Below are 21,078 nucleotides of genomic sequence, written 5' to 3'. Positions count from 1 at the left end.
GCGACTGAGGGCCGGGTCAATCGTTGATATCTTCTGAGTCGTAGTTTATTTCGAGGTCGGCTGGCCGAGATGGCCATGGCGGAGCCTCAATTCTGTTTCCGGTCCAGGGATCGATTGCTACAACGGGGTAATCCATCTGATTGGCGATTTCTGAGCCATTCCAGAGCAGGCCGTCGTTTGTGATCAGTTTTGACGGCTCAACTGTCCCGGCTGATATGAATAGTATCCATCCATTGCGGAAAGAGATTCTTATGTCACCGGTCTTGAAGAATACTGCTGACATGATCGGAGTGGAGAGCATTCGCTCGATATCGGTTTTGGACCAGTATGTAATCGGGTGGCGATCCGGATCTGTCTTAGCTAGAGATCGTGGCGACAGTTCGGCGGTATAGTCGACGATGAGCCCGAACGGTGAGTCGAGTGAGAATTCGATATCATTCGGACGCCATTCGGTATGGAGAATGCGGCTTCCGCGCAACGGTTGCAGTATCCACCTGTCTTCATACTCTTTGATCTCGCGTCCTCTTTGATCTCGCGTCGTATTCTCATCTGCAATGGCGGAAAACCTTGCGACTTCAGTCCCCACTGAACCAGAGATACCCATGCCTGCGGATAGCAGTCTCGGCAGCGTCGCGCAAGACCGAGAGTAGCTCCCCCTCTTCGTCATTGTTCGGCGACAGATCCGCGAGTTCATCCAGAAAGAGAGAGAGTTGGGCCATGTTGTACATCGTGTCAGCGTGCTCGTGAATTTGCCACAGCATCGAGCCGACCGAGGCACGATCGACAAGCTTGGCGAATGTGCCCCAGGCGTCCCCGTAAATCAGCTCGATCCGTTCATGGATTTGATTTTGAAGAATTATGTCGATTCCCATTCAACTCCTAGCATCTACGGTATGCGCTGGACACGGTCGTCACCCTGCGAAGACTGCCCCGATTGCGAGACCGATGAGAAATCCGATGATGCACAACAGGAATCCAGCGAATGCGGCTAGTAGTCCGACGCCTGCTCGGCGGGTGCCGTCGCTGAGTGGAAGTCCAGCGGCGCTGATGGCGATGAGGAGGCCGCCAGCGATGGGTGGTCCGGTTATGAACCAGATTGCGTCGCGGGGGACTAGTCCCGTGTAGGGCAACGAAATGGAGACCATGCCGATGACCACGGCGATGAACGCTTCAGGGCCGAACCAGTCCTGCCGGGCGTATTTCGACGGAAGGCTGCTCATGCGGTAGCCAACCAGACGAATGCAACGAGTAGGCAGGAGGTCGCTATACCGGTAGCCGTGCCCAGGGACCGCGGTGTTCTCCGTAGTGCAAGGAGTATCGCCGCCACGGCCATAACGACGGTGATGGTGGCGAATACCCAATGCTTCGATGCGTCGACCGACGGGTACGCCGCGTCGGCCACGCGGATCACCAACGCGAACAGCATTACGGCCGTCGCGGATGCGAGCGGCACCGCTAACGTCGTCGCCTGCCAGAAGACGGGGCCGGACATCAAGCCGCTCACGCCGGTGTCGTCACGATTCTGCATTAGCGTACAATCACAGTTGTGGGCGGATTGCTCGGGCTACCCAGGGTTGTCGGTTTGTTCCGCTCCCAGTTCGGATCACTGAAGTCGGCTTTGAACGGCTCGAACATTGCTTTTCCTCCTCCTACTTCATGGAAGGACGGTAGGTTGGCGAGCGGGCCCCATTGGCTCCCGGAATTCGCCGGATCGATCAAGACAGGGCGTGAATTACCTGCGGAATTGTCCTGGTAGATCTCCATGGACGGGTAGTCGGTGATTTCTCCGCCAGCCACCACCCGAGGCGTACCAGGATTCCCGCTTGTCGGTGATATCACGAGTTCACCGTTGACGGTATGGCCGGTCACGCTGGATCCCGGGGGAGCAAACGGATTCGCCGCATCATATTGGATCAAGACCGAACCATTTGACAGCTGCGACGCCTGAACTTCCGGTTCACCGACCTTCACCTCACCCGATGTAGTGACCGATGGGTTTTGCCGGGTGATGATGAGGCCGTTCTCGTAATCGACATACGTGGTGACACGTGCGTGTTCGGGATCGAAGTTGGAGTCCTCGGAGCGATTGTCGCCCAGGTCGTAGTTGGGCACGTTGAACACCTGCACAGCAGGGATGAAGGCAGCGGCGCGAACCACTCCCTGGCCGGGGACGGGCTCGATACGCGCGACTTTGATATTCGGCGGCACACCCTGATATTTCGGATCGTAACTATTCGGGTTCAAGGCTTCGGCGGTCTTCCAGTCGGTCGGACTGGAAGGTGCTCGGCCGAAGATCTGTTCGAATGCCGCCGCCGACGTACGGAGACGATCAGGATTCGAGCGAGAGTCCTGTTTCTTGTCGTCCTCGATCGTCTTGGTCGCCTCGGTCAGCACCGACTCCGGCGCCATAGCGTCGAGTTCTTGGTTCGCCTGCGCGATATTCGCGCCCCACTGCGCATCCGAACTTTCCAGAGTCGAGACCAAGCCGGCGAGTCTCGAAAGCTGCATTCCTGCCTCGGAATTCCAATCCTCCACGCCGTTCACGGTCCAGTCGTCGGCGACAGTTACCGGCGGCACAACATAGTGCTGGAAGATGGTTCGGATCTCCGCAAGTGGGTACGCCATATCTCGGGCTGCACCAGCGCTCGCGGTTCCGAGATCGTCGTATGCCGTTGCGATTGCACGCATCTGAGTGCGTTCCCGGTCGGCCTTCTCTTCCGCGGCCTGTCTGGCGTCGCCCTTCCAAGCCAAATCGTCGTGGATCGTGGCATACATGGTGTCGGAGGCTTTGATAATCGCGTCAGCTATCGCGGTGGCACTGACGGCCACCGCCTGCAGACCCGATACATCCCAACTGAGCACCTCACGTGGAGCAGCCATCGCGCTACTTCCCTGCGTGCGGGTCGCCGGAGTTGATATCGGCGATAGCGGCTAGCCGCTTCGCGGCATCCAGGTCAGTGTCGTGAAAGGTTTCCGCCGACAGTGCCAACAGACTGGAGAACTGGTTGAACCGAGCCTTCAGAACATCCTTGGCCCGTTTGCTCGACGGGTCCGACTTACCCAGCGCTGCGCCGACCGCAGACCCTGTCAACTTGTCCGCGTTCGGACCCGCGCCCAGGTGCGGTGCCTGATCGATCTCAGTAGGAAGCGCAGCCATCACACCCGCTGCCCCTCGCAGGCTATCCGGATTGACCTCGAACGACATACCGCTCCCTCCTCGCTCCCCATTGACAGCGAGAGCCTCATTCCAGTTCGCCTGTGCATTGATACTGACGCACGAAGTCGATGATCGGTTCCGCCGGGCCGCATTTCGATCGCCACGATGATCAGCATCACGTCGAGCAGCTTGGCCCCTACGCCCATCGATAACCTCGTCATTCCACGGTGCAGGTCGAACCGCCTGCCTACCGCAAGTTGGCTACCGAGTGGGCTTTACACCGACAGCCGCCCCGCGATGCCGGGCAGCGATGAGGCCGCGTCTGACCGCGCTGGTCGGACACCACATAAAGCGTCCATCACGGTTCAATCCAGGGGTGCCCTAACTGGGCGCGATCAATGAGGGCTCTTGCGATTCAGCGTTCCTCCGGGACTGAATTCGAATCACTCATTTCGACGCACCGACGGCCGGGGGTGAAATCACGCCCAGTTGGGTTGGGGTGGTGCCGATCTGGCTGCCTTCCACATTCGCTGTCAACTCGTTGTAGTGAGCGGCGAACTTTTCGTCCTGCTCCATGTACTTCTGGGCGATTGTGCGGTGGAGGTTTTGGATGTCGTCGACGATCTGGTAGTGCTGCTGGAGGATGTCGTAGACGTTGTTGTCCGTGTCGGTGGCGGAGTTGACGATCTTGGCCTTGCCGCGGAAGCGAGCCACCAGCGTTGCGGCCGAGATCATGCCCTCCGTTGTCTCGCCGAGACCCCAGTGCTCACGGCCCGAGATCCTTTCCGCGATTCGCTGGAGTGCCACGATCTCTTCTTTGAAGGCTTTGCAGTCGCGTTCGATGTAGACGAACTCGGCGGCGTTGACCCGCACTTCGTCGCTGAAACTGACGGTCAACTTGCCGTCCTGAGCGTCCTTGATCGCGCTAGCCAGCGGACCCGCAGACGGTGTCGTCGTATCGTCACTCATAGCTGGTATTCCTCCCCAGAGCTCCGGCTGCGATCCGGAGGTCGCCTACAAGTTTAGAGGGCAGCAGGTATCGCTGGAACAATCTGGCCCGCAAGGCGCTTCGCGATATCGCAAGCATGCTGATTCCCAGTATTCCGGCGTGACGGTGGGTTATCGACGCTGATCTCGAGGCTGCCGCCTTTCAACTCGACATTTATTGTGCAGTCCGCGTGCGAATCCTGCCCGCTGACGTGGGAAGTGAGTGCAGCCCGCCCGGCGACCGTAAGTTCCTCGTCGACCGTAAAGTCCTTGTTGGCTCGCACCATCGCTAGGGTGATGTTGGTGGTGTCGATCGTGGGGGCGTATCCGTCGCCACCTGCCTGAACCCAGCCGCAACCGCGCCACTTGATGCCGCCGGGCCTATCTACGTTGTCCGCGTCTGGCTTGATCAAATGTTCCTGCTGAATCACCGACTGCGGGAGGTCTTTACACGCATCGAACCCCGCTGGCACATCCGCCGCGATGGTCGGCGTCACCGACGCACTGTTCGTACTGCCCTTGGACTCCCCACCGGAATTGCATGCCGAAATCAGCATGATCAGCCCCGCACCGAGAACCACACCCCGGACCACACCACTCCAGCTGGCCATCTCGTCCTTTCGCACCGGCGCCATCCCAGACCTGGGGCCGGACCGGCTTCCCCGCCCCCGCAAAGCTCGTCTTGACCGTACCGGCCAGGTCATCACCATGCAAAAGCGTTGGTGATCGTGCGGAGTGGGTTCTACAGAAGCCGCGCACATCGACAACGATGACGCTGGATGCGACGCTGCGGGTTGCTTCGGATGTCGCCATCGTCAGCCGAATAGATGCACGTCCACTTACCGTCGCCGAAGTGCGAGCGTCAAGCCCTGAGAATGGAATGAGCCCAGGCGACGAAAAGTGCCTGGGCTCATTCGGTTTCGTGTGTCGACCGCCGATCAGGCCCGATCGAACTCGCCTTCCTTGACACCGGCCGCAAAGGCATCCCACTCCGCAGGACTGAAAACCAGCGCCGGACCGGTGCGATCCTTGGAGTCGCGTACACCAACCATGCCCCCGTTGAGGTGTGCAACTTCCACGCAGGCCTGGGCGTCCTGACTGCGGCTGGACTTGAACCACTTCGCCCCGGATAGGTCGATGCTCACCCTTCGTACTCCCTTGCTATCTGGGCCACCAGTTCCCTGGATTTCCCCTCATCCAACGCGACACGCCGGATGCCCGCAAGTCCGGAGCGATACTGCTGAATCTCCTTCTCACGTTCCAGGTAGAGAGCACCCGTGTACCCATCCGCGTATACCACCGGAGGCTCGGACAAGTAGGCGGTCGGATGTTCGGGGAACTCCAGCAATACAAAGCTCCCCATCTGCAGGCCGATATGCATTCCGGCGCTGAGCGGTACGACGCGAATCGAAACGTTAGGCATTCGACTCGCCTCCTCGAGGTGGCGGAGCTGGCGTCCCATCACCGCCGGACCACCGATGGGGTATCGCAACGCCGACTCGCACACCAGGGCGTCCAAAGCGAAGTTTTGGCTATCTTTCCAAAGCCGCTCTTGTCGCCGAATCGTCAGGTCTATGTTGCGCTCCACCTCGGTCGGACTGGCCTGTGGCTGCAGCGCCCAGACACCAGCGCGTCGGTAATCGGCGGTCTGGAGGAGACCCGGCATCAGTGTGAGCTGAAAGGTCGTAAGCTCGCGGGCAAACTCTTCCAGGCCGATGAACAGGGCGAAGAATTCTGGAATGACATCCTCGTACGGGTGCCACCAGTTCTTCTGCTCGGCCAGCTCCACGAGACCGACAAGGACCTTCGTCTCGTCCGATGCCGCTCCATACAACTGGCAGAGCGCTTGCACATAAATCTCTTTCAGCTTCGGTCCCTGTTGTCCGGTTTCGATCCGCCACAACGTCTGCGCCGATACCCGAATGGCCTGCGCGGCGACCTTCGGTGGTGTGCCCGATCCTTCCCGCAACCGCTTGAGCGCTCGGCCGAGCATACGACGCGGCAGAGTGGAACCCGTTGAACCAATGGACATTCCTTAGCCTCGCTATCGGGTGATGTCGATTTGGAATCAGTTTGCTCCTCGCCGTGGAATTTTGGAACAAACTTGGTCAATTCACGTGCTGAAATCTTCCACAGCTCCGCCGAGAAGCGTACTACTGAAATCACCCCGGTAGCCGGGATGTACCCACTGCCTCAGTGAATCACCGTGTTGCACAGGCAGTTTCGGCCTCGGTTACCGGGTTTCCAGATACTCACGCCCACGTTTGGAGTCTCCGTATGCATGGCCTTCCCGTAACGAATCACAGCGAATTGCCTGTGATGACAATCGAATCCGCCCACGCGACGATGCAGGCGCACCTGGACTGCGCTGCGTCGACGTGCCCGGTCAAGGCGCAGGCGAAGAAGCGGCTGATCGACGCCGGGCGGTTGGTCCCGGCTGATGTTCCGCACCAGGGATTCTGATATGGCCGCCGATCCCATCGAGCACCGGTTTCCGAGCCATGCGATGGCACCGGCGCAGATGCATCGGGAGATCTCCCGAGATCTACACGCCGACTGCACGGTAGGGACGTGTGAGATGTTGCGCGGCTGTTGGGCACGCCTGATCGAGACGGGACATCCGCACCCCACCGATTCGCCCGCCGACTGTCCGGCCTGCACCAAACCCTCTGCCTGACAACAGATCTACGAAACCGGACAACCAAGGGGTGCCGCCCAATACCCGCTCGGATCGCCGCTCTGATCGTCGTGATTACCAGCCTGCTTTGCGGAATGTGGCCGGTCTATGTCGTGGGGAAACTTCACACCGATCCGGGCGCGGAGGACACCGGTCAGGAGGGGCGGTGACCACGCGAAACCCGAACCGCCGCCGATCGAGAGCGGTGGAGCGCGATTTGGAACTGCTGCAACGTGATCCGTTCATCGGTTCACCGGCCGTCCACTGCGGCGCACCAACCGATGTGATCGATTCGCGGACGCGGTCCGCTGGGCAGACCAGCCCGTGCCCACACAATCGCCCCGGTGCCGAGGCGCCGCATCCCCCGCCACCGGGCGTGCCAACCGTTCGTCGCACTACCGCCGGGTCGATGCCGTGTTCCCCATCGGCACATCGACCGCCCCGCCAAGCCACCCGATCGGTGGCGACAGCTCCTCGGCAGGAAGTGCTTACCAATTAGCGATCAGGAGGAACAACACGGAATGAGCCAGGACATGGATAGCTGCCAGCAGTACACGTCGTGGCGATCCACATCCGCCGATGCTGACGAGAGCAGTCCGAACGCCGTCCGCCTCGAACGGACTAATGGGCCGGAGCACGTGATCGAGACTCGTTGCCACGCTGAGCATCTGGACTATCGCTACCTCGTTGACCCCAAGTCACCGGCGGCGCCCAGCCCCGACATTCAGACCTTGCTGGACGTCCTGGATGGGCTGACCGACCCCGGCGCGGATGCCGCGGCACTCGCCGCACGGCTCACACCGACAGCCGCACCTCGCGATGCAAGGCAGCGATGAGGCCGCGTCCGACCGCGCTGGGTTGGATAGACCCGGTGGTCACCGGAATGCCGGAATGGGATGCCGCGCAGGTGCGGCGGCTGGCGCGGCGGCTCGGCTACGCGCTGGTGTGGCCGCCGGAGATCACGCTGGTGCCGCTGGTCGACCAGGTTCGGAGTGCAGATGTGGATGCGGTGATCATGCCGTCGCCGCTACATGTGGATGTGCTGATGTTGCATGCGCTGATGTGTGTCGCCGACGTCGAAACCGTCACTCCACGAATGTCTTTCGCTCGGTGGACAACGTTCTCGAGTGAGAGGCAGGGATGACGAGTTGGAGCACAGCCGGGCTGGCGCTGGCCGCCGGTGTGCCGTTGGCGGTGTTGGTGTGGGCACTGTGCTGGCCGGTGCGGGTGTCGCAGGATAAACCCAAGCGCAAGTGGCGCGGAAGTGAATAGCAAAGACCCACGTGAGGATGTGCCCATTGCTGTTGCCTACCAACTCAGTGCTGTGAACAAACTGATCGTTTAGTGGCTCCGGTGGGCGGAGCTGCGAAAAGGCTTAGGCCCCTAGTGTGGTGGGCTCCAGTGGGGCGTTCAGCGATTCCCCGCCCGATTGTGCTCGACCGCGGCCACGAAATCCGGGTGCGCGGAAACGATCAGCTGGTCGGCTGTTTCGTTCATCCAGACATCGGCGAAATAGCGGGAGCGACTCCAGGACAGCATCGCCACCAGCAACGCGATCGGCATGCATCCGGGCACGCTCACGAAAGCCAAAGGCAAATAGAGCGGTTCGAGTTCGAGCGCCCGTGCGATGAGGACGGCCGCGATTGTCAGCGGTATCGCCAGCAGTGCCACCAGCGCGATTCGACGAAAGCGCCGGACCTCGAGGAGACAGAACTCGCAGGCCGGGCAGTCGAAGCGGACGCGCGCTAGGACGGGGTCCCGCCGCCCGGGTTTCGTGGAGCGCAACATGGCTCGCAGTGTCGGCAACTCCGATAATGGGCCACTGGAATTGACTGCGAAGGAACGGGTCTCACTGGCGGTGCAACCGTGCTCGCTGCACAACCCCGGCATCGGCTCAGTGAGAACGAGCTCCGTCGGTGCCGTCACGAGAGTCGGCGTCCACTCCGGGTTGATCTCAGTGTCGAAGACCACCCGCGCCCTGGTCACTGCAGCCATCCGTGCTGCTGGCGGTTCCGGAAGTATTCGTCGTCCTCGTCGTCGTCATCAGTCGGGGTTACGACGCGATCGCGGTTGGGCTTGCGGGTGCCCGGGATGACGGCGTTCCCGCTGGGCGCCGGCCGATCCGCGGGAGGTGGCATCGGCCGGTCCGACGGCCGCTGGTCCTCTAGTGGTTCAGACCGGAGTCGCACCAACTCGGCTTCGCCCTGGGCGGCCAGCCGCTGCCGTTCCTCCTCCGGCATGTCCGCGAACTGCTGCATGGCAGCGGGCAACGTGCGATCGAGCACCCGATTGAATGCCTCGCTGTGCATCAATTCGCGTGCGCTGCCCTTGCCTTCGAGGACACCGCGCAGCTGCTCCTTCAATTGCGGATCGGTGGCGGTATCCATCAGCACTCGAATCGCGCGGGACAGTTGGCGCGATGCCCCGAGATCGCCGTGGGCCAGATCATGAATCGGCTCGGGCACCTTCATTCAGGCTCCAGGGTGGTCGTAGGTGGCGGCGGGCAGGCTCGGCATATCGGCGGACTCGACCACCGCGACCACGCCGAACCCGACCCCGGCGATGGCCTCGAGTGCGACATACGCGGCATTGAACTTCTCGACCAGCAGGCCCCATTCCGCGATCACCTTCGCCGTGGTCGCAGTGGCGGCGGCGACCAGGGCCGCCGTTGCGAAAATTCCGACGCCGGTGAGCGCGGAGGCCTGGGCCGCGGCCCACTCGATCACCGCCATGGCGCCCCAGTCCAGCAAGGTCTGCAAGGCATTACTCATGGCGGTGGAGAGGTGGTACGCCGTCGACGCGAAGCGGTTGATCTCGGTCGCCATCTCCTTCAATGGCTCGACCTGAGCGGAAATGGCTGTCGAGAGCTCCGTGAAATACGCTTGAGCGCTGGTGGCCGCGTTACCGTCCCACGTCGCGTCGACAGTCGTCGCGGCGGACTTGACCGATTCGGAGAAGCTCGCGCTGTAGGAAGCCAGGTTTTCTACCGCCTTGCCCGCCTTCTGCAAGGCCTCCCAATCACCGGAGATCTTGGTGGTGAGCCACTTCAGCGGGTCTGTCCCGAGGACGTTTTCGCACCACTTACAAGCCCAGTACGTCGGCGAAATGGCGTTCGAGGTGATGAGGAACTCGAAACTGTCGTTGAGCGGGTCCTCGAGCGAAGGTTCCGCCAGGTGCTCGGACGGCGTCTTGGTCATCAATTGCTGCCTGTGGGGTAGGTGCGGTCCAACTCGTCGGCGCGCGCGTGGTCGGTGGTCCGGTAAACCTGTGCGACTTTGGTCAATTCGGTCGCCGCAGCCTCGGAGAGGGTGCCGAGGGTGGCGTAATTGGGCTTCAGCTTGTTGTGCGCCTCGGCAACGGCGCTCAGCCCGATACGGATGAGCCCGCCGTCGCCCCACACGGTGTTGTCCAAGACCAACCACTTGTCCAGATAGGCTGCGACATTCGCATTGGCCTCGGCCAGCGTCTTCAAAGCCGCGGCGAACGCGTCCACTGCGGCTGGATCGACTTTGAAAGTCTCCGACATCGGACCTCCCCTCTCGGCCGTGCGCCGGCCGCTCTACACCGAAGCACCTTCACACGAAATGCCTGTTCAGCGCAACTTCGCCGATATCGCGTGCGGCGGCGCGTGGCAACCGTCCCGCCTGCGGACGATATGCGGCACCCCCTGTGCGTGTCTTGGTGCCTGTGAGCCAAACTGATCGTTTAGCGCCCCAGGTGGGCTGAACTGCGAAAACGCTTGGGCCACTGTTGTGGTGGTTGCCAAGAGTTTATCGTCGATGCGGGGTAGGCGATGATGTCGTGGCGTGAGGAGCTGGACCAGCATGAGGCGGCCGCTGCTGAACCAGGTCGAGCAGCTGCGTCGCCAGATCGCGGAGCTGACCGAACAGCTGAATAGCACCGCTTGTCGCGACTGGCGATCACGCGGGAAACGATGAGCGAGATCTGCGCCGAGACCGCCGAACCGACCCCGCCTGCGGTGGGCGAAGTTTCGGCCGGTAGAACGGGAATGATTGCGTCGCAACCAATTCCGGATGGATTGCCGATCGGATTGGTGCTGGTGCCGCTGCGGGCAGCGGGGATGAAAGCGTCAGCGCTGCAGGAGGATTACGCCGAGATCCTGGCGGTGCTCGCCGAGTCCGGCGGCGGGTTGCCGGGCAGGTCGCCGCCGAGCCGGATATCGATCGGTCGAAAGTCGAGTCGTTGCGGGGAAGCTGAAACGCCTGGTGGCGCGTGGCTGGCTGGAACAGGAGCCTTCTGGGGTGTTCACGATCGTCGAATAATGCTGGTGCGGTGGGTGATTCATTGCTTGGTGCGGGCCAGACGCCGAGACATCAGCATGATCGTCGACCAGATCATAAGGGCTTCGTGGTGTTCGGGTAGTCGTTCGCAGTCGCGGACCAGGCGGCGGCGCCGAGAAATCCAGGCTGGCCCCGTCGACCGTCGGCACGCTCTCCATGACCCAATCATGCATCAGGCGACCGACATCCACGCTCGATGCCTTGATACCTCGAACGCGCCCGCAGGCAGTCCTGCACAGTGGTCACCCGGGCATCGCGCAGCGAGGGCACCAAATTTTCCCACCGCACCAGCAGTCGGCATCGAGACTCGACGACATCCGCATCGATCAGCATGCCGTCGCGAGCAAGTTGCTCGCCACAGTGACCGCAGACATATCCGCCAGTAGTGACGCCATGAATCGCGTCATGATGGCGACGTATTCGATTCGCTCATCCGCGGCGAGGTAGCGGAAGAGATCGAGGTGCGCAGATGTCGAGCTCGGCATGGCAAACCCAGTTCAGGTGAGGCGCTGTCGGCATCACGATAGATGGGACCACCGACAGGCAACGGAAATTCAATTGTCGTTCAGCTCCGCCCGGCACTGCTCGGTAGTCTTCACAGCGATGCACTGTGCCCAGTCTCCTTGGATGTCACCGGATGTCGGCGGTTCTCCGCAGCGGCGGCCGCACCGGTCGGCGCCGATCACCGGTGAGCCGTCCGGCCACACGCATCCGTTCGCGTCACATCGGTATCCGCGTCCGTAAGGATCTGCGCCGGACTGGGATTCGGCTTCGGCGTTCTCCCGGCCGCCTCGGGTGTCGAAGCACCATTGGGAGTAGCGAGTGGTGCCGTCGCTCCAGATAGCCGGCCCGGGAGTTCCCTCCAGGCACTCGACCGGGTATGGCTCGGGTTGTGCGGCCGGTTCTGTCGTTGCTGCCGCATATGTTTCGGACGGAGGCGTCGTCTCGATCGGCATCGCCGTAGTCAGTGACGACTTCGGTAGCCGTGCCGTCTCTGCGGGAGCGGGCGGCTCTGCCGGGATGGCAAATCCGGTCACGCCGAGCACCACTGCACCGAAGCCGAAGGCGGCGACAGCGCGCCTGATCCGGATTTCCATCGGTCACCCTCCAAACGCCTGCATGAACAATTTCAGTCAGGCTAATTGGCGCTGAAAACATCGTCAATCATTGATTTCGCGATCAAGGTCGTGTTACCGTACCGCCGGGGACGACCTCTGAGTCGCATAACGCCCCGGACGAAATCGCCCGGTCGACTAGCATCCGAAACACGTGGCAAGCACCTGACGAACCACAGGTCAGATGCTTTCCGCAACGACCCGGCCGAACAGCCGGCTGACATTCGAGGAGCACACGTGGGGGCCCTGCTTCCGACTCTGCAAGCCGAGCGGCTGCGGGAGGGTTTGACCGACTATCTGACGACAACCTTCGCCCTGACCGACCCGGACACGCAGGGCGCGCTCACCGACTTCATCGGCAATCCCAGGGATGGCCTGTTCAAGGGCCCCTATGTCCGCCTTCGGCTTCCCTTCTCCCCTGCCGGTGGCAACTGGGGAATGCACCTGGACTGGTGGCCGAAGTACTTCGAGCCATACGGGCACCAGGCAGCGGCGTTCGAACGGTTGTCGACCAAATTCCAGCGGCGGCCCCGGCCCACGTTGGTCACCACGGGCACCGGCTCGGGTAAGACCGAGTCGTTCCTGATCCCGATCCTCGATCACGTGCTGCGCGCCAAGAAGGCCGGGGTCGTGGGGATGAAGGCGCTGATCATCTATCCGATGAACGCCCTGGCCAACGACCAGGAGCAGCGACTGGCGAAGATGATCACCGGGCATCCCGAGCTGTCGGGAATCACCGCCGGCCTCTACACCGGTGAGCAGTCCTCGGGTGGGCGAACGTTGGTGTCGGAGGCGGGTCTCATCACCGACCGACGGCTGATGCACGATTCACCGCCCGACATCCTGCTCACCAACTACAAGATGCTCGACCACATGTTGTTGCGGTCGGATCGGGCGGCGCTGTGGCGGCAGTCCGCGGATTCGCTGCAGTACGTAGTTCTCGACGAATTCCACACCTACGACGGCGCGCAGGGCACTGATGTGGCAATGCTGTTGCGGCGGCTCGGGTTGACGATCAAAGCGCACTGGACGTCGGGATCGCCGGTCGGCGAGGAGGACCGGAAGCGGCCGCTGGGCAAGATCACCCCGGTGGCGACATCGGCGACGCTCGGATCCAAGGACTCTTCGCCGGAGACCATGCTGGCGTTCGCGAAAACCGTGTTCGGGGAAACGTTCGGCGAAGACACCCTCATCGGGGAGACACGACTCTCGGTCGAAGACTGGCTGGCAGCGCGCAGCCTCGCGCTGGACCGGACCTTTTCACCGATCGAGCCGGTTATCGCGGACGCGGTCGAGGAACTGAATAAGGTTGCGGCGCAGGCCCCGACGAACAAGCGGCTGACGGCTTCGCTGCTGGCCACGTTGTTCCGCCAGACCTCGGATATCGATGACACCTTCGACCGTGCTGCCGCGAGCTTGAACCGGCTCGACGAGACCGAGATGCTCGACCTGGTCAAGCGGCACGGCACCGTCGCACGGCTGCTGCGCAACACCCTCGACGTTCGTTCGATCGAAGACCTTGCGGTGAGAGCGCTGCCGGCGCACACCGGTGAGCGCGATCTGGCACGAGGACAAGCGCAGCGGGAGCGGTACCTCGGATATCTGCTTGCTGCACTGTCGCACCTGCGGGCCGAAGTCGGTCGTTCGGCGCTCAATGTCGATGTGCACCTGTGGCTTCGGGAACTGTCGCGGATCGATCGGGCGGCGATGGTGACTCCGCTGTTCCGGTGGTCCGACGACGGGAAGCTCGACGATGCGACGACCGAGTACTATCCGTCGCTGTATTGCCGACACTGCGGGCGGTCGGGATGGGGTGTGCGGCTGGCGCCGACCGGCAGCGCGCTCGATTCCAGCGATGACGACATCCGCGGCTATCACGCGACCGGCGGGCCGAGGTTCCGTGCGTTGATCTCGGCGCCGACCGAGGCCGAACTCGACAACGCCGTAGACGGATTGCAGTGGTTCCGGGTCGACGATCGCGAGATCGTCGACCAGCGGCCCGACGCCGACAGCGCAGACCTGCTCGATGGACGGGTGCTGCCGGTGCTGTACCTGAGCGGCCCCGAAGCCGACGAGAACTCGACGAAGGACCTGTGCCCGGCATGCGGCGCCGAGGACGGGATCAGGTTCCTCGGAAGTGCCATCGCCACCCAGCTGTCGGTGGCACTGTCGAACCTCTTCGGTGATGCGCGCCTCGACGACGCCGAGAAGAAGGCACTGATCTTCACCGACAGTGTGCAGGACGCGGCACACCGGGCGGGGTTCGTCCAGGCACGGTCGCACACGCTCAGCTTGCGCTCGACATTGCGGAATGCACTGGGCGACCGGGTGAGCGGGTCACAGACGTTGACGCTGTCGGAGCTGTGCGCCGCCGTGCTCGAACGAGCTGGTGAGGACCCGAATCGGCGCTACCGGCTGTTGCCTCCCGACATCGTCGAGCACGACGAGTTCACCGCGTACTGGCAGCCGGACCGGCCCGCTACGCTGCGCCGCAAAGCGGCCAAGAATGTGGCGCGGCGCGTCCAGTTCGACATCGACCTCGAATTCGGTCTGCAGTCGCGGTTGGGCCGCACCCTCGAGCTGACCGGCAGTGTGGTCGCCGAGGTGGATCTCGGTTCACCGCAACGGGTTGCGCAGCTCGGTGCCGCTGCGCTCGAACGCACTGAGCACCAGCTCGCGTTCTCCGCACCGGACTCGGAGGCGGTGACCCAGTGGGTGCGCGGCGTCGCCGAACGTATGCGCACACGTGGCGCGGTCGCGCACGAATGGCTGACGAAGTACGTACAACGCGATGCCAACCGTCGGTGGGTGTGGGGCGGTCGGCCCAAAGGCCAAGGCATGCCGGCATTTCCGAAGGGTCGGCCTGCCCCGGCGTTCCCGGCCGTAGGTGGGCGCACAATCCCCGAGGGCTTCGACCCCATTACCGCAGCCACGTCCTGGTATGCACGATGGGCGGCGCAATGCCTGAATGTGTCGCCGCACGAAGGTGGTTTCCTCGCTCGGGCGCTGTTCGACGTGCTCGCCGAGGAACGGATCGTCACGACGGAGAGCACCGAGAAGTCGCTCACCGCCTACCAATTGACCCACGACTCGATCCTCGTCGGGATTCCCGATCCCGATGGGCTGGCGGACATGCGGTATCTGCTGGTCTGCGATGTCTGCCAGACCCCGACACCGGGCAGCGCCATCGTCATCGACCAGCTCGACGGCGCGCCCTGTCTGCTCACCCGCTGCCCCGGCGAGCTGACTCGGGCGGCCAAGCACGACAACTTCTATCGCAGTCTCTACGACAGCTCCGAAATGAAGCGGGTCGTCGCCCGGGAACACACCTCGCTGCTCCCGACGAAGACCCGGCTGGAATACGAGACCAAGTTCAAGACCACAGCCACCGACCCGGGCGCGCCGAACGTGCTCGTCGCCACGCCCACCCTGGAAATGGGTATCGATATCGGTGACCTGTCCACCGTCATGCTCGGCTCGATGCCGCGCACGGTGTCGTCGTACCTGCAGCGAGTCGGCCGCGCCGGACGTCTCACCGGCAACTCCCTCGCCCTCGCATTCGTGCGTGGCCGGGGCGAGCATCTGCCCAAGCTCGGCGACCCGACCTCGGTGATCCAGGGTGAGGTCCGACCGCCTGCCACCTTCCTCACCGCCGAAGAGATCCTGCAGCGCCAATACGTTGCGCACATCGTCGACCGGCTGTCCCGGAAGGCCGGCGCCGAGGACCCGGGAAGCGCCAATAACGTCCTGTCGAGCTTCGACGAGGGGACCTGGATGGGCACCCTCGTCGAAACCGCCGACGAGGACGCTGATCTGCTGCTCGACGAATTCCTCACCCAGTTCGGTGACACCCTCGGCGAAACTGCCGCGGCCAACCTGCGAACCTGGGCCACGCCACCGGGTCTGGGCGACCACAGCGGGCTCGGAGTGCTGTTGTGCGAAGCGGTGCACCGCTGGAACCGCGATGTCAACGAACTGCGCCACCGACGCACCGCCGTAGACGCCGCCATCCCCGAATTCGAGCAGCGAGCCAACTCACCCGCCGCGACCGACGACGACAAACGCGACCTCCGTACGGCACGCGGCACGCTGAAACTGCTGTCCCGCAGCATCAACGATCTCACCACCGAGCACTGGGTCGGCGTGCTCGAACGCTACGGAGTGCTGCCCAACTACACGCTGCTCGACGATGCGGTCACGCTGGATGTCGGCATCACCTGGATCGACCCAGACACCAACGAATATGCCGAGGACACAGCCAGTTACCGGCGCGGTTCTCGGGTCGCGTTGACCGAGCTCGCGCCGGGCGCCACGTTCTACGCCCAGGGACTCGCCGTCGAGATCGACGCCGTCGACCTCGGCGCAGGCGAGTCTGCCATTCACACCTGGCGGGTGTGCCCGTCGTGCGGGTGGACCGGAATCAGCCATGCCGCGGATCAGAGCCCACCGCCGATCCAGTGCCCCCGCTGTCACACCTCGGCCATCGCCGATGTGAGTCAGCAGTTGCAGGTGGTCGAGATGACGAAGGTATCCGCCGAAGTCCGCCGCGACGAGTCGGCGATCACCGACATCCGCGACGAACGGCGCAAGGAGTCCTTCACCGTCCTCACCGCGGCCGACATCAACCCCGACAACATCACCAAACGCTGGTTCGTTGCCGAACAGGACTTCGGCGCGGAGTACTTGCGCCGCATGGATATTCGCTGGATCAACATGGGACGGCGAAACTCCCAGGGCAGCAAACGCACCATCGCCGGCAATACGACAACCGGTGGGTTGTTCCGGGTGTGTTCGGGATGCGGACAGCTCGACAAGATCGCCGGACAGAATCAACCGCACGAGCACCGCAGCTGGTGCAAGTACCGGAAAGCCGACGACGAGAAGCACGTTCGCGAGATCGCCCTCGCACGGACGTTGCAGACGCAGGCGGTGCTGTTGCACCTGCCGAGCTGGCTCGAATATGACTCCTTCGCCCATCCCAGCCTGAGCGCGGCAATCCTGCTCGGGCTGCGCCAGGTGATCGGTGGTTCGCCGGAGCATCTCGATGTCGCCACCATCACCGACGCACTACACGCACCGAACCAGCGCGCTCTGCTCATCCACGACACCGTGCCCGGCGGCACCGGCTACCTGGCCGACTTCGCCAATCCGGCACAAGTGTGGGCAGTGCTGGCCGCGGCACGGGAGGCCGTCAAGAACTGCGACTGCACCGACCGGCTGGCCTGCCACAAGTGCCTGCTGCCGTTCGCACCGCCGCGAGAACTGGACAAGGTTTCGCGGATCACCGCCGCCAAGGTGCTCGACGACCTGCTCGCCTGCCGAGGCGGTGAACCGAATGCGGACAATTGGCTGGCGTCGATCACCGAGGAGACGCCGGAGAAACGTATCGGCAGTGAAGAATCGCCGCTGGAGCGGGAGTTCTACCGTGCCTTCACCGAACGCCTGACCACCATGGGAGCCACGATCGTCGAGAAGCCGGGCACCTACGGCCCGACGGCGACGATCAAGCTGCCGGGCACGAAGATCCGGACCTGGCAGCTCGAACCCCAGGTGCTGATGGGTAACAGCCAGCCCGACTTCCAGCTACGCACCGCCGACCCCGACATCCCGATCATCGCGCTCTTCGCCGACGGTCGCCGGTTCCACGCGGTGCCCGGAAAGAACCGGGTCACCGACGATGCCCGGAAACGAGAGATCCTGCGGTCGGGTGGGGTACTGGTGTGGTCGTTCAGCCACGACGATCTGTTGCGGTTCACGGGCGCCCAGCCGATGCAGCCGTCCTGGTACACCGACAAACTCGCCAAGTTCACCCTCAACCACGGAAATCTGCGACCCGCTCTGTTCAAACTCCTGCATGTAGATCCGATCACCCAGCTGATCGAGTTCATGCTCAACCCGGATCGGGAGGATTGGAACGCCGTCGGGCACTGGCTGCCACTCATGTTCATGCTCGACGGCCGGGTGAACGGCGACGGTGGCGCCATCGCCGGCTGGGCGCTGGATCTCATCGAAGGCAACGGATCACACATCGCGGCAGGTGAATACGCGTGCTGGTCCTACACCGACGGTCCGCTGACCCTCACCGCCGCATTGCGCAAGGACAAGAAGGTCCTCGACGCGGTTCTGGCCCTGGACGACCGCGACGACACGCTCGAACTGCGCGAGGGTCACGCCTGGAAGGAATGGCTGCGCCTGGCCAACTGGTTCGGCCTCGCCGACCACGTGGTCACCACCCGCAGCCTGCTGGCGGCCGACAGCACCGTGCCCGAGCGTGGACCCGACTCCACCGGCGCCGGACTCACCCCCGAATGGCAGGCCCTCTATGACGACACCATTTCCGACGCCGAACGCGAACTCGTCCTCGGCCTGGCTGCGGTGGGGGCGCCGGTTCCAGAGCTCGGTGTGGAAACCGATCGTGGTGACGTCATCGACATCGGTTGGGCGGATGCCCGTATCGGGGTGCTCCTCGAAAGCCCTGAAGCGGCCCCTACGATGACCGAGCAGGGCTGGACGATCTGCCCGGCTGATCCGGCAGAGCTCGTCCAAGCGCTGAAGACGAACGGGGTGATGTGATGGCGCACATCGTCATGACCAGTACGAGCAAGTCCGGCGTCGAACTCGAGCGGGCTGTCCAGCGCCGGGTCTACGACTTCCTCGACACCGTCCAGAACGACGAGCCGGCCGCTGCCGGGCTAATCGAGACCGTCGCCGGCGCGTGCGACGAACGTGTCCGACTCGGGCGGATCGGCTTGGGCCACAGCGCGATCCTGTTCCATGTCGTACCTGCCAAGGGCGACGGTTCCTATGTATACGTAGGCGCATGGCAGGATGCTGCGGCCGCAGAGTTGGCACCCCGCGCCGAGCTGCAAGTCAACCCGATCAACGGGGTACTCGATCTGGTCGTGCACGAGGCCGGTGCGGAGATCGTTCCCGCTGTCATCGCAACAGCACCGCAGTCGGCGCAGCAGCGGGGCTACCTCTCAGGCCTTGGCTTCACGCTCTCTCAGCTCACCGGTGAGCTCGGACTCACACCACAGCTGGCGGCCAAGGCCCTCGCAGCCCCCGACGATCACGAACTCAACGACCTCGCGGCCGAAGTCGACGGATGGCAAGGCTCCGCGATTCTCGACCTGGCGTGCGGCGTCGCCCTCGACGACATCCGGGAGAAACTGCGGCTCGACGAGAACCCTGTCGACCCCACGCTCGGCCGGGACGAGCAGATCCTGCAGGCACTGACCCACCCCGCCTCGCAACTCCGTTTCACCTACGTCGGTGAGAACGCCGACGAGCTCCGGCGCGTCATCGAAGGCGGCAGTTTCGCCGCCTGGCGGACCTTCCTGCACCCAGAGCAGCGCACCTACGCCGAAAAGCACTACAACGGCGCGTTCCGGCTGTCCGGTGGAGCCGGCACCGGCAAGACCGTGGTCGCGCTGCACCGGGCACGCAATCTCTGGCGGCACAACAAGAATGCCCGCATTGTCCTGACCACCTTCAACCGGACTCTGGCCCGGCAGCTCCAGGCGGATCTGACGACCCTCGAACCGGACATCACCATTGCGTCCGCCCCCGGCGAACCAGGCGTCTACATCGACGGAGTCGACAAGCTCGCCAGCGATGTGCTTGTTCGCGCGCGGAACCTCGTGTCTGTCACCGAAGCCGTACTCGGCAGTGCCACCACCGTCTCGTCTCGGCGCACCGATACAGCCAAGGTCTGGCGCGAGGTCACCAAATCTGTTGATACGCCTCTGGATCCGCGCCTCACTACAGCCGCGTTCCTCGACAACGAGTACACCGCCGTTGTCCTGGCCAACAAGGTCACCACCGTCGCGGAGTACGCCAAAGTGGCGCGAGCGGGGCGTGGTGTACGGCTGAACCGTCCGCAACGGATCGCGGTCTGGAAGCTGATGGAAGCATTCCGGCGGCACAGCCGCATGGACGGAACTGTCAGCTTCCCGGAGGTACTGGCGCTGGCCGCGGAGTACCTGCGGCAGCGAAGCGCCGCAGGTGAGCCATTCGTCGCCGATCACGTCATCATCGACGAGGCGCAGGACCTGCACGCCACCCATTGGTCGATGCTGCGCGCGCTCGTCGCCGAAGGCCCCGACGACCTGTTCATCGCCGAGGACTCCCACCAGCGAATCTTCGGTCAGCCGGTCGTCCTCGGACGGCTGGGTATCAAGATAGTGGGCCGTTCACGCCGACTCACGCTGAACTACCGGACAACGGCGGAGAACCTGCGGTTCGCCGTCGACATCCTCTCCGGCGGTGACTACCAGGACCTGGAAGAAGGGGCCGAGACCACCCACGGCTACCGCTCTGCCCGCACTGGGCCGGAACCTGTTCTGGTGGAATGTAATTCGCTGGCCGAGGAACTCGATCGAGTCACCGAAACGGTGCGCGGATGGCTGGGCGAGGGCGTGGAACCATCGAGCATCGCGATCCTGACCCGAGGCCGGAACGAACGCAGCCAGTTCGTCCGCGCTCTGGGCGAACGTGGTATCGAAGCGCGCGTTCTCGACGACAACCCCGCGGGCCCCGGGCATGTGCAGGTGCTGACGATGCACCGGGCCAAGGGAATGGAATTCGCCAAGGTGATCCTCGCCGGTGTAGACGAGGCCCACGTTCCTGCCAAGTCCGTCCTGAATGAGGCGCCTGAGGAAGAGCGCGGCGACGCCGAGCTGCGGGAGCGGTCCCTGCTCTATGTGGCGGCCAGCCGGGCCCGCGATCAGCTCGTCGTGACCTGGAGTGGCCGGGCATCGGCTTTGCTCCGGTCAGCCGTTCCAGCTTGATCGAGGCAGCAAGCATCGGCTGCCGATACCGCGGGTAGCCGACGCCGATCGA

21 protein-coding genes are annotated in these 21,078 nt (G+C 63.3%); 7 read left to right on the top strand and 14 right to left on the bottom strand.

The window, feature by feature from the left end:
- Positions 1-16: 16 nt before the first annotated feature.
- From ON44_RS50120 to ON44_RS11830, 10 genes are all read right to left on the bottom strand, one after another.
- Positions 17-604 (bottom strand): hypothetical protein, encoded by a 588-nt coding sequence (locus ON44_RS50120; RefSeq protein ID WP_157187111.1) that lies wholly within the window; start codon positions 602-604, stop codon positions 17-19.
- On the bottom strand, positions 576-872 hold the full coding sequence (locus ON44_RS11870) for a hypothetical protein (RefSeq protein ID WP_040689081.1): 297 nt from the start codon (positions 870-872) through the stop codon (positions 576-578). Before ON44_RS11870 ends, ON44_RS50120 begins: the two co-directional genes overlap by 29 nt.
- Positions 873-911: 39 nt before the next feature.
- A complete protein-coding gene (locus ON44_RS11865; RefSeq protein ID WP_040689080.1) occupies positions 912-1,220 on the bottom strand; it encodes a hypothetical protein in 309 nt (102 codons plus the stop codon).
- On the bottom strand, positions 1,217-1,528 hold the full coding sequence (locus tag ON44_RS11860) for a hypothetical protein (protein ID WP_040689078.1): 312 nt from the start codon (positions 1,526-1,528) through the stop codon (positions 1,217-1,219). Before ON44_RS11860 ends, ON44_RS11865 begins: the two co-directional genes overlap by 4 nt.
- The gene (locus tag ON44_RS11855) at positions 1,528-2,880 is read right to left on the bottom strand and encodes a WXG100 family type VII secretion target (RefSeq protein WP_040689077.1); all 1,353 of its coding nucleotides are present in this window, start codon (positions 2,878-2,880) and stop codon (positions 1,528-1,530) included. Before ON44_RS11855 ends, ON44_RS11860 begins: the two co-directional genes overlap by 1 nt.
- 4 nt (positions 2,881-2,884) lie before the next feature.
- The gene (locus ON44_RS11850) at positions 2,885-3,205 is read right to left on the bottom strand and encodes a hypothetical protein (RefSeq protein ID WP_040689076.1); all 321 of its coding nucleotides are present in this window, start codon (positions 3,203-3,205) and stop codon (positions 2,885-2,887) included.
- Positions 3,206-3,604: 399 nt separating this feature from the next.
- The gene (locus ON44_RS11845; RefSeq protein ID WP_040689073.1) at positions 3,605-4,126 is read right to left on the bottom strand and encodes a hypothetical protein; all 522 of its coding nucleotides are present in this window, start codon (positions 4,124-4,126) and stop codon (positions 3,605-3,607) included.
- A 53-nt stretch (positions 4,127-4,179) separates the two neighbouring features.
- Positions 4,180-4,770, bottom strand: a complete 591-nt coding sequence (locus ON44_RS11840) for a DUF3558 domain-containing protein (protein ID WP_245567111.1) — start codon at positions 4,768-4,770, stop codon at positions 4,180-4,182.
- 312 nt (positions 4,771-5,082) lie between these two features.
- A complete protein-coding gene (locus tag ON44_RS11835) occupies positions 5,083-5,289 on the bottom strand; it encodes a DUF397 domain-containing protein (RefSeq protein WP_040689070.1) in 207 nt (68 codons plus the stop codon).
- Complete coding sequence (locus ON44_RS11830) at positions 5,286-6,176, bottom strand: helix-turn-helix domain-containing protein (RefSeq protein WP_040689068.1); 891 nt, start codon at positions 6,174-6,176, stop codon at positions 5,286-5,288. Before ON44_RS11830 ends, ON44_RS11835 begins: the two co-directional genes overlap by 4 nt.
- 287 nt (positions 6,177-6,463) lie before the next feature.
- Between ON44_RS11830 and ON44_RS48135 the strand changes: the two genes are divergently transcribed.
- The 5 genes from ON44_RS48135 to ON44_RS53385 all read left to right on the top strand — a co-directional run bounded on the left by ON44_RS48135 (position 6,464) and on the right by ON44_RS53385 (position 8,093).
- Positions 6,464-6,607, top strand: coding sequence for a hypothetical protein (locus ON44_RS48135; protein ID WP_245567110.1), 144 nt, complete (start codon positions 6,464-6,466; stop codon positions 6,605-6,607).
- A 1-nt stretch (position 6,608) separates the two neighbouring features.
- Positions 6,609-6,821 carry a hypothetical protein gene (locus tag ON44_RS11825; protein ID WP_040689067.1) on the top strand — a complete coding sequence of 71 codons (213 nt, stop codon included), beginning with the start codon at positions 6,609-6,611 and terminating at the stop codon, positions 6,819-6,821.
- Between the two features lie 521 nt (positions 6,822-7,342).
- On the top strand, positions 7,343-7,657 hold the full coding sequence (locus ON44_RS11820) for a hypothetical protein (protein WP_040689064.1): 315 nt from the start codon (positions 7,343-7,345) through the stop codon (positions 7,655-7,657).
- Positions 7,654-7,965 carry a hypothetical protein gene (locus tag ON44_RS11815; protein WP_040689062.1) on the top strand — a complete coding sequence of 104 codons (312 nt, stop codon included), beginning with the start codon at positions 7,654-7,656 and terminating at the stop codon, positions 7,963-7,965. Before ON44_RS11820 ends, ON44_RS11815 begins: the two co-directional genes overlap by 4 nt.
- On the top strand, positions 7,962-8,093 hold the full coding sequence (locus ON44_RS53385; protein WP_281005115.1) for a hypothetical protein: 132 nt from the start codon (positions 7,962-7,964) through the stop codon (positions 8,091-8,093). Before ON44_RS11815 ends, ON44_RS53385 begins: the two co-directional genes overlap by 4 nt.
- 138 nt (positions 8,094-8,231) lie before the next feature.
- Here ON44_RS53385 and ON44_RS11810 read toward each other — a convergent pair whose 3' ends face one another.
- From ON44_RS11810 to ON44_RS11795, 4 genes are all read right to left on the bottom strand, one after another.
- Positions 8,232-8,609 carry a hypothetical protein gene (locus tag ON44_RS11810; RefSeq protein ID WP_157187110.1) on the bottom strand — a complete coding sequence of 126 codons (378 nt, stop codon included), beginning with the start codon at positions 8,607-8,609 and terminating at the stop codon, positions 8,232-8,234.
- A gap of 194 nt (positions 8,610-8,803) precedes the next feature.
- Positions 8,804-9,292 carry a hypothetical protein gene (locus ON44_RS11805; protein ID WP_040689058.1) on the bottom strand — a complete coding sequence of 163 codons (489 nt, stop codon included), beginning with the start codon at positions 9,290-9,292 and terminating at the stop codon, positions 8,804-8,806.
- The gene (locus tag ON44_RS11800) at positions 9,293-10,018 is read right to left on the bottom strand and encodes a WXG100 family type VII secretion target (RefSeq protein ID WP_040689057.1); all 726 of its coding nucleotides are present in this window, start codon (positions 10,016-10,018) and stop codon (positions 9,293-9,295) included.
- A complete protein-coding gene (locus tag ON44_RS11795; RefSeq protein WP_040689056.1) occupies positions 10,018-10,347 on the bottom strand; it encodes a type VII secretion target in 330 nt (109 codons plus the stop codon). The genes ON44_RS11800 and ON44_RS11795 overlap by 1 nt, the downstream gene beginning before the upstream one ends.
- A gap of 2,127 nt (positions 10,348-12,474) precedes the next feature.
- Here ON44_RS11795 and ON44_RS11785 point away from each other — a divergent pair.
- Both ON44_RS11785 and ON44_RS11780 read left to right on the top strand, forming a co-directional pair.
- Positions 12,475-18,810: a DEAD/DEAH box helicase gene (locus ON44_RS11785; protein WP_040689052.1), complete on the top strand. Its 6,336-nt coding sequence runs from the start codon at positions 12,475-12,477 to the stop codon at positions 18,808-18,810.
- Positions 18,810-21,026: a 3'-5' exonuclease gene (locus ON44_RS11780; RefSeq protein ID WP_040689050.1), complete on the top strand. Its 2,217-nt coding sequence runs from the start codon at positions 18,810-18,812 to the stop codon at positions 21,024-21,026. The genes ON44_RS11785 and ON44_RS11780 overlap by 1 nt, the downstream gene beginning before the upstream one ends.
- The last annotated feature ends 52 nt before the right edge of the window (positions 21,027-21,078 follow it).

The organism is Nocardia vinacea NBRC 16497 (assembly GCF_000308835.1).
GTDB lineage: Bacteria > Actinomycetota > Actinomycetes > Mycobacteriales > Mycobacteriaceae > Nocardia > Nocardia vinacea.
This window is presented reverse-complemented; position numbering and strand designations above follow the sequence as displayed.